Source organism: Corynebacterium sp. ACRQJ (assembly GCF_022346045.1).
Taxonomy (GTDB): Bacteria; Actinomycetota; Actinomycetes; order Mycobacteriales; family Mycobacteriaceae; genus Corynebacterium; species Corynebacterium evansiae.
Window position 1 is genome coordinate 69571 of record NZ_JAKRMT010000010.1, and the last position, 12189, is coordinate 81759.

Annotated in this window: 13 protein-coding genes and 2 pseudogenes; 4 read left to right on the forward strand and 11 right to left on the reverse strand. The window is 60.2% G+C overall.

Annotated features, from left to right (window positions below):
* Positions 1-24: 24 nt before the first annotated feature.
* The 3 genes from MHX52_RS06905 to MHX52_RS06915 all read left to right on the forward strand — a co-directional run bounded on the left by MHX52_RS06905 (position 25) and on the right by MHX52_RS06915 (position 2337).
* Complete coding sequence (locus tag MHX52_RS06905; RefSeq protein WP_239317296.1) at positions 25-687, forward strand: TetR/AcrR family transcriptional regulator; 663 nt, start codon at positions 25-27, stop codon at positions 685-687.
* A 126-nt stretch (positions 688-813) separates the two neighbouring features.
* Positions 814-1536: a TetR/AcrR family transcriptional regulator gene (locus MHX52_RS06910; protein WP_239317298.1), complete on the forward strand. Its 723-nt coding sequence runs from the start codon at positions 814-816 to the stop codon at positions 1534-1536.
* 54 nt (positions 1537-1590) lie between these two features.
* On the forward strand, positions 1591-2337 hold the full coding sequence (locus tag MHX52_RS06915) for a nicotinamide riboside transporter PnuC (RefSeq protein WP_239317300.1): 747 nt from the start codon (positions 1591-1593) through the stop codon (positions 2335-2337).
* Between the two features lie 3 nt (positions 2338-2340).
* Here the strand turns inward: MHX52_RS06915 and MHX52_RS06920 are convergent, their stop codons facing one another.
* Together MHX52_RS06920 and ppk2 are read right to left on the reverse strand one after the other, a co-directional pair.
* Positions 2341-3420 (reverse strand): enoyl-CoA hydratase/isomerase family protein, encoded by a 1080-nt coding sequence (locus tag MHX52_RS06920; protein WP_239317302.1) that lies wholly within the window; start codon positions 3418-3420, stop codon positions 2341-2343.
* Between the two features lie 159 nt (positions 3421-3579).
* Positions 3580-4455 (reverse strand): annotated as a pseudogene (gene ppk2 / locus MHX52_RS06925) (polyphosphate kinase 2); the annotation flags it as partial.
* Positions 4456-4565: 110 nt separating this feature from the next.
* On the opposite strand from ppk2, the gene MHX52_RS06930 reads away from it, so the two are divergent.
* On the forward strand, positions 4566-5849 hold the full coding sequence (locus MHX52_RS06930; protein WP_239317304.1) for a glycosyltransferase 87 family protein: 1284 nt from the start codon (positions 4566-4568) through the stop codon (positions 5847-5849).
* A gap of 28 nt (positions 5850-5877) precedes the next feature.
* Here MHX52_RS06930 and MHX52_RS06935 read toward each other — a convergent pair whose 3' ends face one another.
* The 9 genes and pseudogenes from MHX52_RS06935 to MHX52_RS06970 all read right to left on the reverse strand — a co-directional run bounded on the left by MHX52_RS06935 (position 5878) and on the right by MHX52_RS06970 (position 11847).
* Positions 5878-7359 carry an L-serine ammonia-lyase gene (locus MHX52_RS06935; protein WP_239317307.1) on the reverse strand — a complete coding sequence of 494 codons (1482 nt, stop codon included), beginning with the start codon at positions 7357-7359 and terminating at the stop codon, positions 5878-5880.
* Between the two features lie 43 nt (positions 7360-7402).
* A complete protein-coding gene (locus MHX52_RS06940) occupies positions 7403-7732 on the reverse strand; it encodes a putative quinol monooxygenase (protein WP_035004463.1) in 330 nt (109 codons plus the stop codon).
* A 255-nt stretch (positions 7733-7987) separates the two neighbouring features.
* Entirely contained in the window at positions 7988-8350 is a 363-nt protein-coding gene (locus MHX52_RS06945; RefSeq protein WP_155271089.1) for a hypothetical protein, read from the reverse strand.
* 5 nt (positions 8351-8355) lie between these two features.
* Complete coding sequence (locus MHX52_RS06950) at positions 8356-8763, reverse strand: hypothetical protein (protein WP_239317309.1); 408 nt, start codon at positions 8761-8763, stop codon at positions 8356-8358.
* Complete coding sequence (locus MHX52_RS06955) at positions 8760-9122, reverse strand: hypothetical protein (protein ID WP_239317311.1); 363 nt, start codon at positions 9120-9122, stop codon at positions 8760-8762. Before MHX52_RS06955 ends, MHX52_RS06950 begins: the two co-directional genes overlap by 4 nt.
* A gap of 4 nt (positions 9123-9126) precedes the next feature.
* Positions 9127-9972, reverse strand: coding sequence for a glycoside hydrolase family 25 protein (locus MHX52_RS06960; protein ID WP_239317319.1), 846 nt, complete (start codon positions 9970-9972; stop codon positions 9127-9129).
* 159 nt (positions 9973-10131) lie between these two features.
* A pseudogene (locus MHX52_RS06965) lies at positions 10132-10473 on the reverse strand (M23 family metallopeptidase); the annotation flags it as partial.
* A 51-nt stretch (positions 10474-10524) separates the two neighbouring features.
* On the reverse strand, positions 10525-11073 hold the full coding sequence (locus MHX52_RS10425; protein ID WP_370642228.1) for an NUMOD4 motif-containing HNH endonuclease: 549 nt from the start codon (positions 11071-11073) through the stop codon (positions 10525-10527).
* A gap of 159 nt (positions 11074-11232) precedes the next feature.
* Positions 11233-11847 carry a hypothetical protein gene (locus MHX52_RS06970; RefSeq protein WP_239317313.1) on the reverse strand — a complete coding sequence of 205 codons (615 nt, stop codon included), beginning with the start codon at positions 11845-11847 and terminating at the stop codon, positions 11233-11235.
* Positions 11848-12189: the final 342 nt, after the last annotated feature.

Below are 12189 nucleotides of genomic sequence, written 5' to 3' on the forward strand. Positions count from 1 at the left end.
CGTCACTCGAGAAAGGTTGTGAAAGTGAACTTCGAAGGCGGAAAGAGCGTAGAGGCAGCAACGCCGAGCCTACGGGATCGCAAAAAGGCCGAAACCCGTGAGCGCATCGCCTGTGCCGCCGTTGACTTGCTAGTCAACGAGGGAGCGGAGAATGCTACCATCGCGAAGATCGCAGAAAGAGCTGATATTTCCCCGCGCACTTTTCACAACTATTTCCCTCATCGAGACGCTGCTTTACTATTCACGATTAATCAATTCGTTGAGGAAATGGTTGGCATGGTGGATACTGCACAACCTGGGCAACAATTGATATCGATTGGCGAGAATATCGCGGTGGACTTCTTTAACCGAACGACGGGCAGCCCGAACAGCATTCAAACCCTCTCCCGCCTTGCGGACCACTTACTCTCTATCCCCGCCCAAGCTCGTACAGAGCTTTTCACAGAGAACGATGGCCTTCCCCGCAACGCCGTGGAGTTCTTCTCTCCGCTCGTACAGGCTTTTCAGCAGTACAGCGAGCGCGAAGGTCGGACGCTCAACACCGCCCACGCGCTGTTGCTCATCAATTCGATCATGGTTGTACCCACAGTTTTCGTGGAACTCAACGAGAGTGGGGAATGTGCGACGGAAGAAGAGATTCGAGGCGCTTTCCAACTACTAGCGGGAGGGCTTTCGCAGCTCGGCTAGCTGAGATGAGAAACAGTTAAATACCCGACCTCCGTTTTGTTAATATCAGATTTGCTACGCTAGCCCGCATCGTACGATGTCCATCAAATCGGATCATCTGGGCATATTGAAAGGTTTCTCACTCACATGTCATCGAGTTCGACGATCCCCGAGCCCTCCGCTTCCCGGCGCGAACAGAAGAAGGCCGAAACAAAGCAGAATCTCATCGATGCAGCTATTGAGCTGTTCATGAGCTACGGCCCGGAGGAAGCGACGGTCCAGGCCATTACTAAGCGAGCGGGCGTATCCACACGCACATTCCACAACTACTTCGAGCGTCGCGACGATGTCTTCGCCTACTACCTGCATGAAGTCTTCGATCACTTCGCCCAACGCATCCGCGAGATTGCGGTGGACCATCCCACCGGCCGAATCGTGGACATCATGCGCGATGCAATGTGGATCTACTGCTTCCCGCCACACGGTGATCAAGGCGCCTCGGTCAGCCAGACGGGCTCGGCCGACTCTGCCGAGGTTTCCGAGCTAGTGGATCCCGTTACACCGGATATCCGCAAGTTCAAACCCCTGCTCATCATGCTGGAGAATCCGCAGGATAAGGGCAGCAGTGAGCACCTGGATGTGGACCTACCTACCCTCACAGAACCTGGAACCAAGGCGCTGTGCGATGTCGCCCCCGACCTCTCCCCTTTCAAGGCATTCCTGTTGCTGGATGTTTCCTTCAGCATCGCCATGCGCGCCGTAGAGGCAGCTGCGGACGAGCGGCTATCCGGTGGCCTCAGCCCCGAGGAGCTCTACAACCAGGCCTTCGACATGCTAGCCCGTGTCGACCGCATTGAGGACGAAAAGTAGTCGCCTCACCAAGAATCAAACCCGGTTTCCTTTGCCCAGACCCGATAAGGGAAGATGGGCACTGTGGAATCAGAGGGAATCTTTACAACGCTTCTCAACGCAACGCTGATCATCGGTGGCTACCCGATCCTCTGGCGCGAAATCATCGGCAATCTCTTCGGCCTAGCCTCCGCCGTCGGCGGGATGAAGCGCGTGGTGTGGGCCTGGCCCGTGGGAATCGTCGGCAATGTGCTGCTGTTCACGGTGTTCCTGGGTGGACTGTTCCACACCCCACAGGATCTGGACCTTTACGGCCAGGCAGGCCGCCAGGTGATGTTCCTCATCGTCTCGCTGTACGGCTGGTATCAATGGAGCCGCGCCCGCACTGCCGGCATGCGCGAGCCTGATAACACCGACCCCTCCCGCTCCATCGTCAGCGAGCCCGCCGCCGACAGCGCGGCAGTGCAGCCCAGCTGGGCCAGCACCAAGGAACGCCTCGGGATGCTCGCCTTTGCGGTGATCGGCACCGTAGTCTTCGCACTGATCTTCGACGCGCTAGGTTCGTGGGGACCGTGGGCAGACGCCTGGATCTTCACCGGCTCCATCCTGGCCACGTTCGGCATGGCCCGCGGCTGGACGGAGTTCTGGCTGATCTGGATCGGCGTGGATATTGTCGGAGTACCCCTGCTGCTCGCCGCGGGCTACTACCCCTCCGCGGCGCTATACGTGGTCTACGGCGCGTTCGTGCTGTGGGGATTCTTCGTGTGGTTGCGGGTGCAGCGCACGAAAAACACCGGCGCCGCAGGCGCCGCCAGCAGCTAGTACCTAGCCCAGCAGCGCCCGCCATTTCTCCACGTCCACGTCATCCGTGGAAGCCGGCTCGAACTGCGCGTTGTGATCCTTGTGCTCCAGCACTGCGCGCACTCCCTCGATGAAGTTCGGCCCCCGGCGCAGCTCGCCACCGACCTTGAATTCCATATCCAACGCCTCGCGCAGCGTTGCACCCTCCGCGCGGCGGAAAAGCTCCACCGTGGCCACAAGACTCTCCGGGTTGGCACCCTTCAGGGAATCGGTCACCTTGGTTATAAACTGCGCCAATTCGGCGTCCGAAACAGAACCCGCATCCCGCACGATCCGAGCTTCGATGTCTGCCCAAGTACCTTCGGCGAAGGTCCGCTCGATCCACTCCGCGTGCTGCTGCAGCGTAGACGTGGGCTCCTCCAGCTTCTGCGGGTCGAGAGCGTTAGACCGCAGTGCCTCTGGAAGATCGCCCGAATGCAGGTCGGATTCGAAAGCATGCACATCGGCCACCAGGTTCGTGGCCAGGCCGGTGTACAACATGTCCGCAGGGCTTAGGCGCCAACCCGTGGCGGCGATAAAGAGCCCCACTGCGGGCGAGCAATCCAGGTGCGTCAGCCGGTAAGACATACCCACGTCGGGCACAAACCCGATCGCAGCCTCCGGCATTGCCCCCAGGGTGCGCGGGGTGATCACGCGGTGCGAGCCATGCATGGAAATACCCATGCCGCCGCCCATCACGATGCCTTCCAGCAGCGCGATCACGGGCTTGTTTACCCGCGACAGCCGCTCATTGAGGTCGTATTCCTCCTCAAAGAAGGAGTCCCCGAAGCGGTACATGCGCTTCATGTCTCGCATCCGCACGTAGCGCACGTCCCCGCCTGCGCAGAAGGCCCGGTCGGAGGACGACTTGATCACGATGAACTGAATCCAATCATCGTCGGCCCATTTGTCGACCGCCTCGCGGATTAGGCGGATCATCTCCACGTTTAAGGAGTTCAGAGCCTTAGGGCGATTCAGCTCGATAACCCCGACGTGACCTGCAACGACGGTCGTTACTTCCGCATCCGGGTCGTACGTCGGGTGCTTCCTTCTCTTGTCTGCCATGTCACCATAATTACAGGAACGACAAGGAAGTGCAGCCTAATTTAAATCTAAGGTCTACTTAGATTTCTTGCCCTTCTTGGACTTCTTGCCCTTCTTCTTTTTGTCGCCCTTGTTCTTTTTGGACGCCGCAGCCTCCTTGTCCTTGGACTTCGAATCCTTCTTGGAGTTCTCCTCGGACTCAGCTTCCTTGGCCTGCTTGGCTTCCTCGGCCTGCTTCTTCAACAGGTCCTTCTCCAGCAGCTTCGCCACGTCGGGCACGTAGCGGAACTGGGTGCGCGGCGGGCGCTCGTAGGTGGACTCGGATGCCGGGCGCTCCGGAATCTTCGGCACGTTCTTCTCCACGTACTCCCACGGGATCGTGTTCAGCAGGTGGTTGATCACGTTGATGCGGGAGCGCTTCTTGTCCTCGGACTCCACGGTGTACCACGGGGCAGACGGGATGTCGGTGTGCACGAACATCTCATCCTTCGCGCGCGAGTAGTCCTCCCAGCGCGTGATGGACTGCAGGTCCATCGGGGACAGCTTCCACTGGCGCAGCGGGTCGGACTGGCGGGACTGGAAGCGGCGGATCTGCTCTTCGTCGGACACGGAGAACCAGTACTTGCGCAGGATGATGCCGTCCTCAACCAGCAGGCGCTCGAAGATCGGAGCCTGGTGCAGGAAGCGGCGGTATTCCTGGGTGGTGCAGAAGCCCATCACGCGCTCCACGCCGGCGCGGTTGTACCAAGAGCGGTCGAAGATGACGATCTCTCCGGCGGTGGGCAGCTTCTCGATGTAGCGCTGGAAGTACCACTGGCCCTTCTCGCGCGAGTTGGGGGCTGGCAGAGCCTCAATGCGGCAGACGCGCGGGCTGAGGTACTGGGTGATGCGCTTAATCGCGGACCCCTTGCCCGCCGCATCGCGCCCCTCCATCACGATGACGATGCGGGCTCCGGTTTCCACCACCCACTGCTGCATTTCGACGAGTTCCGCTTGGAGCCTTTTGAGCTCCTTTTCATAGGCCTGTTTGTCCAGCTTGGGAAGTCTATTGCTCATTGTTCCAAGTTTAGTTCTTCGCGGTCCGAACACCTAATATTTTCTTAGCTTTTAGGCGTTCCCGAGCCTGGGCGCGAGCGACCTCACAGATAGTGCAATAATTAGCCCTTATGCAGACAAAGGAAGTCGCTTCGGCGCGATTGGAAAACTTCAGACATCTCAAGATCAACCTCCCGGTTAAGATCGCGTTGAGTGTGCTGCTGGTGCTTTCTGTCCTACCGAAGATCTTCAACACTCGCGGCTTCCACTACAACCTGGACCTGGACGTCTACCGGGTGGGAGCCCAGCGCGTTCTGGACGGCCAGGAGCTCTACAGCGGCCACTTCCACATCATCGGCGATACGTATCTGCCGTTTACGTACCCGCCGATTTCGGCCCTCTTGTTCACTCCCCTGACGGTGATGCCCTATAACCTGGCCGCCGTTTTGCTGGTCTGCGCCACGGTGACTGTCACCTGGTGGGTGCTCGCCCACACCGTGTACGCGGCAGCGCGCCTGGATCGCCCCTCCGCAGGCTGGGTCGCGGTAATCCTCACCGCTGTGCTGATCCACTTAAGCCCCATCCACACCACCCTGGCCTATGGGCAGATCAACGTTTTGCTGATGGGTATGGTCTTCGTCGATGCGCTCGTCGTGCCTCGTCGCTACCGCGGCCTGCTCACGGGTGCTGCGGTTGCTATCAAATTGACGCCCGCAGTTTTCGGCCTGTGGTTCCTTCTGCGCAAGGACTGGGGTTCCATCCTGCGCATGGGCGTAGGCACGCTCGGCACTACAGCTTTGGCGTGGCTGATCCTGCCGCGGGATTCTCTAGAGTATTGGACGCACACGCTGCGCGAAACCGGGCGTATCGGCAACCACGAATACGCCCTGAACCAGAGCATCAACGGTCTGCTGTACCGCTTCGGCCTGCGTACGGATGATTCCTCCAGCTTGTTGTGGGTAGTCCTGGTGTGCGTTTCGCTGGCAGTCATCACCTTCGTCATGATCAAGCTGCTGGAGGCACAGGCGCCGGTCGTCGCGCTGTGCGTCAACTCGTTGTTTGCACTGCTGGCCAGCCCGATCTCCTGGAACCACCACTGGTCGTGGGCTCCGGTGCTGCTGGTGGCCCTGGCCTGCTACGCGATCGCGGACCCCACTTCCCCGCTGGCCACCCCGCGCTGGCTGTGGGTTGCCCTGGTTGCCTTGGGCTTTGCCGCCTTCGCCTTCGAACCCACCGCTTTCGTTCCCTTCCAGGAGCAGCGCGAGTTCGAGTGGAACGCCTGGCAGGCGCTCCTGGGTAACTCCTACCTGTGGTGGACAATCTTGGCCCTGTTAGTGATGACGGTTCGCCTCGCGCTTTACCGCGGCAAGACTTTCGACAAGACCCCAGACTCTGAGGCAAGCTCTGGGGCTTAAGGGGCTTTGGGACTTAAGTCCCCTGCCTTTAGCACTCCGGCACGTTGACGGAGACGTTCGTCGCTAACCCGCCGCCGGCCGTTTCCTTGTACTTCTCGGACATGTCCCTGCCGGTCTGCCGCATGGTCTCGATGACCTCGTCAAGGGTGACGTGATGGTCCCCGTCGCCGCGCATCGCCATCTTGGCGGCGTTGATGGCCTTGCCCGCACTGATGGCGTTTCTTTCGATGCACGGGATCTGCACCAATCCCCCAATGGGGTCACAGGTGAGCCCCAGCGAATGCTCCATCGCAATCTCCGCCGCGTTCGCCACCTGCCGCGGAGACCCTCCCAGCACCTCCGCCAGCCCGGCGGCGGCCATGGAGGCCGCAGAGCCGACCTCGCCCTGGCAGCCGACCTCCGCGCCGGAGATGCTGGCGCGCTCCTTGTACAACGAACCAACCGCGCCTGCGGCCAGCAGGAAGCGCCGGTTCACCTGGAAGGGGTCCTGCTTGCCGGCGGGCGTGAACTCGCGGGCGTAGAACATCACGGCGGGGATGATTCCCGCGGCGCCATTCGTCGGCGCGGTGACCACCCGCCCACCAGCTGCGTTCTCCTCGTTTACCGCCAAGGCGATCAGGTTTACCCAGTCCTCGGAGAACTCGGCAGTGCGGTGCGGGTCCTCCTCCATCAGCTGGTCGTACCAGCGCTTCGCGCGACGGCGAACCATCAAGGCTCCGGGCAGCACTCCGGCGAAGGTTACTCCGCGCTTGGCGCAATCCTGCATGGCCTGGGCGATGGCATCCAGGTTCGCATCGATCTGCTCGTCGGTGCGCAGCGACTGCTCGCAGCGCCGCTGCACCTCCCCCAGGCTGATGCCCGCGTGCTCCGCCAGGGAGATCAGCTTGTCACCGGACTCGAACAGCCACTGCCCGCTGAGCTCGTCCAGGGTGGGGACTTCCTCCTCGGTACGGATGAAGCCACCGCCGATGGAATAAAAAGTCTGCTTTAGCGGCTCGGACAGGCCACTGACCACGAAAGTCATAGCATTCGTGTGAATCGAGCGGCGCACGGTCGGCCGCAGCACAATGTCTTCGAAACCGCAGGTGACGGGCAGGTTCTTATCGCCCGCCAGATAAATGGTGCGAGTCTGGCGGATCTCATCCAGCCGGGTCTGCATGTAATCCGGATCGACCTGCGCCGGATCGGCGCCGTCCAGGCCCAGCAGGCAGGCTCCCAGCGTGCCGTGTCCGGCACCCGTAGCGGCTAGCGAGCCATACAGGACAACGCTGATGCTCAGCGGGTGTTCACCCTCATCGGGCAGGCTCACCACGTCGGCCAGCTTGTCGGAGCCCAGCGGGCGCAGCCCCTCCTCGGTTGCTGAGTCGGCGGCGCGGGGAGACGTGGCGTCATCCCCCAAAAAAGCCTTGACCCGGCGCGCGAAGGACAGTCCCGCGCGCATCGGCCCGACGGTGTGCGAAGAAGACGGGCCGACGCCGATCTGGAAGAGGTCGAAAACGCTGACAGTCATAGTGGTGCTAAGGGGGTGGGGTTAAGGGGGGCGAGACTACGGGCTAGTTATTCTCGACGCGGAACTCGGCCATGCGGTCCCACTCGGTCTTGCCTGGGATCTTCGTGTTGATGATCTCCGGGGTCTCCAACAGGTACTTCGGCATCTCGTCGCAGGCGCGCTTGAAGTGCTCGGACTCTACGTGGGCGACGTCGGCATCGTCCTGGAAAGCCTCGATCAGCAGGTACTCGTTTGCGTTCTCCGGGTCGCGGAACCAGTCGAAGAAGATGTTGCCTTCCTCGGCGCGGGTGGCCTCGGTAAACCAGGAGACCTCCTGCAGGAAGTTGTCGGCGAACTCGGGGCGGACCTTGTACTTAACGTTGATAAGGATCATTTTTTTGATGGTAGTTGGTGTTCTGGTGGTTCGCTATTTTCGCTGGTCGCGGGCATGACGTTAGTGTCATTGGTGACGATTGTGGCGGGGCTATCGGCTGCGGTGCGGGATTTTTGCGGGATTTGAAACGCAAAAAAGACCCCCACCACGGGGAGCTGATGCTCAACCAGTGGTGAGGGTCTATGGGGGATCGCTGCAGGGGGTGGAGGGCGCTTTCGTCGGCGGGGCGCGCCCTCTTGCAGCATAGTTAGTCTATCAAAGGTTTTTCAGATCGTCCCGGATCTCTTCGGGGATTTGCAGCCGGTGGTTGGGGTGGTCGCGCAGCCACCGGCGGATCGTCTCGAGTGCTGCACGATACCGGGCTTTCAGGTCGGCCAATTGTTGCTTGACGGTGCGCATGTCCGCTTGCAGCTCCTCAATCTGCTGCTGCTGCCCCTCCAACCGCTCATCCGCGTACGCTTTCGTCTCCGCGAGGAGCTTCGACCACTCCTCCGCGCGGGTGGTGACCTCCGCTGCCTTTTCTTGGGAGCGTGCGGAGATTCGCTGTCCGATGAGGGTGGATAGGCCGCCTACTAGTGCGACTGCGACTGTTCCCGCGACTGTGAGGATCGCACTCACGTCCATCACTCCCTCCCGGTTATGCGTACCTCAGTAGCTCTCCCTCGTCCGAACGCCCACAAAATAAGGGCGCAGATCAGGTAGTAGGATAGTGCGCTCACCCAAGCGCGGGGCAGTTGCTCGTCGAAAAACTGTCCAGCCATGAAGCTGGTGCCCCATGCTGCGTGAATGCCTACAACCAGCCCCACGCACGTTGGCATGAGCTTAGGGGACAGTGTCGCGATAAGGCAGACCAGCCCAATACCGATCCATACGACGCTCCACACGGACGGCTGGAAAATATCCTCTAGGTAGTGCGCTGCGCGTCTATCCTGGTCTACAACGCCGGGCATGTAGGACACGCCACGGGCGATGGTGGCGATGCCACAGATCAGTAGGCCAGCTGCGTCGGTTGCCCACCAGTTGCGGGTCATGAGTCCAGTCCCGGGTATGCGCCCTCGATCTCCGGCTCTACCTCTGGCGCTGCGTGGCGTGGCTCGTAGGCTGCCTGCTGCTGGTAGGTCTGCGCTGCTGCCGCGATAGTGGGGAGCGCCTGTAGCGCTGCCGCAAGGTCGAGACCGCCGAACCTGTCCTGATCCGGAGCCTTGGGCAGATTGTAGACCGCCGTGCCGCCCGTGATCGCCGCACCCGCGCCCGCGAGAGTGCCTAGCAAGGCTGCGATGTCCGTGTAACCCAGTGTGGTTGCCACGACCGCTGCGAGGCCTACTAGTGCGGAAATGACGTAGATGACGAGGCGTACCCACGCCATGGGGGTTAGTTTCTGCTGCTGCATGGTTTTACCTTCCTTCCGTGAGTCGGTCTAGCTGCTCCTGCATCTGTTCAAGCTTCTGCAGGATCAGGTAGGCGTGCGCGTCGGTGTTGTATAGCGCGTCGCGCGGCGTCATGGTCACGCGCGATCCCGGCACGCGGGACTTGTAGCGTCGGTTGATCTGGTCGAAATCGGTCATGGAGTCCTCCTTGTGTTGTGGTGTGGTTTTAGTGCCGTAGAACAGGGCACGCAATTCTTCCTTGGTGCCCCTAAAGGCGTTAATGTCTACGGAATAGCCTGCGACCTGCGCGTTACTGCCGAACTGCCACAGGCTCGGCTTCTGGTTGCCCAGCGGATAACCCCACTGTCGGTGGTTGTTGCCGGGGTAAATATCACGGGGCTTACCACTTGCATTGCGCCCGTATGCAGCCACCCAAAACTTGCCGAACTCGTGACTGTCCGGCTCCCCCGGGCGAATCCGCCCCTCCCAATAAGGCACATACGAATACGCGCCGATCACGCGCACACCGTGTCGCTCGAACTCGCGCTTACACGCCCTAATGTGATCCACATGCAGACCGGCGTTGGTTTCCACGTCAATCCACATAGGCCGCTTCTTCGACCCCATGACCTGCAATGATGCTTGCACCTGCTGGGCTACGCTCGTCCCCTCACTCGGGTTACGTAGGTAGTGGTAGGCCGCCGTAACCAACCCCGCGCCCTCCGCGTCGGCTAGGTGCGACTGGTAACACTTGTCCTTATAGGTGCCGTCGGTGGTGCGGATAATCGCAAAGTCGATCCCCTCGCTAGCCGCGCGTTTCAGACTCATGCCGTCCTGGTGAACACTCACGTCCACGCCGTACAAAGTGCCCACCGGGCTACCTCCCTTAGATTGTGGTTTAGGTTTAGATGCGGGCGCGGGTGGGGCGGCCTCCCCCGGCCACCGTGCACCCTTTAAAACCTGCTGCGGGTCAAGAATCGTCTTACCCAGAACACGGCGGTTAGCGGGAACCCACGAATACCTAAAAACCTCGATATGGGCATGAGGCACCACACCGCCGTTAGTTCTTGAATCGGGGTTAATACGCCCAATCCGCTGCCCCTCACGTACACGCTGCCCGGCCTGAACCTCCGGGATAACATGCCCATAAACGGACTCGTTACCCCCCACGCTCGCGGGGTGATCTACGCGAATCCACTGCCCAAACCCGCTCGCCGGGCCGGCCTGAATGACCGTGCCGTCTTTGATCGCATAAATGGGCTTACCGCCTGCGCTTCCGCCGTTACCGTAATCTACTCCCCAGTGATATTGGCCCCACCTCGGCCCCATCGGGCTTGTGACGTAGAACCCTTTAGGGACTGGCATTGTTACCATGTTGCCCTCCTTTTGGGCATAAATAAAGCACCCCGAAGGGTGCGGTCGACTCTATTGAATTGTGGTCTTCTTTCTTAGTGCCGCTTTACGTCGCCTATTGCGTTCTCTTTCACATTGCCTGCACCTGCGCGCCTTTCCTGTTGACCTGACCTCTACCCTCGTGTTTTCCGGCGTGAACTCGTGCCCGCGTTTGCAGTGGGTCTTGTTTGCCATCGGGTGAATGCCGTTTCTTACCCGGTCGAGATTATTGTCCCGGCGTGATGCCCAACGTAAGTTTTCTAGCCGGTTGTCCCCCGGATTATCATTCCAGTGGCACGCCTCCATGCCATCGGGGCACGACCCAACGAACGCCATAAGGACGAGCCGGTGAATTAGGTATGAGCGAGATTTTCCATCGAGTGAAAGACATACCGCAATATGCCCTGATTTATGAACGTCCTGCTTAAGTAGCTTCCCCCGATAGGTCTTCCAGCCATTAACCGGGTGCGGCAGAATTCTTGTTACACTCCGCACCTGCCCCATGTTTGAGGCTTCGTAGTGTCCTTCGTATCCGGGGATTGGTCGCCATTGTTCGGCTTGGGTAGACTTCACCCTAGCCACCTCCTACTCACTTAGGTTGTGGTTAGACCCTCGTTTGTGTTGGCGCACTTACGGGGGTCGCTTTGTTTTGTATTTTACCATGTTGCGCTGGCTTTTCTTAGCCATACTTTCTCCTGATATGACTAAACCCCGCCGAAAAGCGGGGGTTGTTAGATGTTGTTAGACCTTTTTCCAGCCCTGCGGGTAGTCACTTGGCGACCACACGTTGCTATCTATCGTGGACTCCCACGTCGCCCCGTTGAAAGTCACCTTGTCGCCCTTCTTGTAGGCGTCATGTGCGCCGGTGGGCTGTTTGTATGGGGCGACCTCCGGGGTGGCTGGTTCCGTTTCGTCGGCGGGGTTATCCTCCGTAGGCTCGCCCGGCTCCGCGTCTGTCTCCGGCTCGGTCTTGCCTTCCGTAACCTCCACCCAGTAACGCTCGTCAATCCCCGCGCCACCCGGCTCCCATACGTTTAGCTGCGTGCGCGTCTCGTCCAAAACGTCCCGCCACGTCCTGCCATCATTGGTGGCCAGGTCGCCGTAGTAGAAATGAGTTGCCGTGTCCAGTGGGTGCCACGCCTTCCACGGGCGCACCTTAGTATCCGCCTTCGCGGGCGGCTTCAGCTTCACGTCCTTCTCCGCCAGCCTCTCCGCCACCTCCGCGACGATCTCTTCCTTCGCCTCACGCGCGGCTTCCTCCACCGCGGGTAGTGCCGCGCGACGCTTACGTTCGTCAGCTAGAGCCTGCTGTAGCTCCAGTAGTTCATCTTCTGAATAGGTTGTTAGGTCAATCATTTTTCCTCCTTAAATTGAAAGCCAGCAGGATATATGCACGCCGCCACCCCTGCTAGCTCCCGGTGTGAAATCGCCCTTGCTGTTCCGTAGGTGCGACCCGCCCGTCCCCGGCCTACCCGTCACCCAGTTCGGCTCGTCGAGGACCGACGGTGACTGTTGCTCCTCCCATACATAACCCCAGGGAAACTTGATAGCCGGGGAGTTTTCGCCCCGCCAGGACGGCATACCGCCGCTCTTTCCAGACTTAAACTCTCGCCCATTCGCAACATGCTCGTTAGATAGGGACAGTGTTACCGGCGTGTTGTATCCGTGGTCGATCAGCCCGGTTTCGCCCGCTGTGCC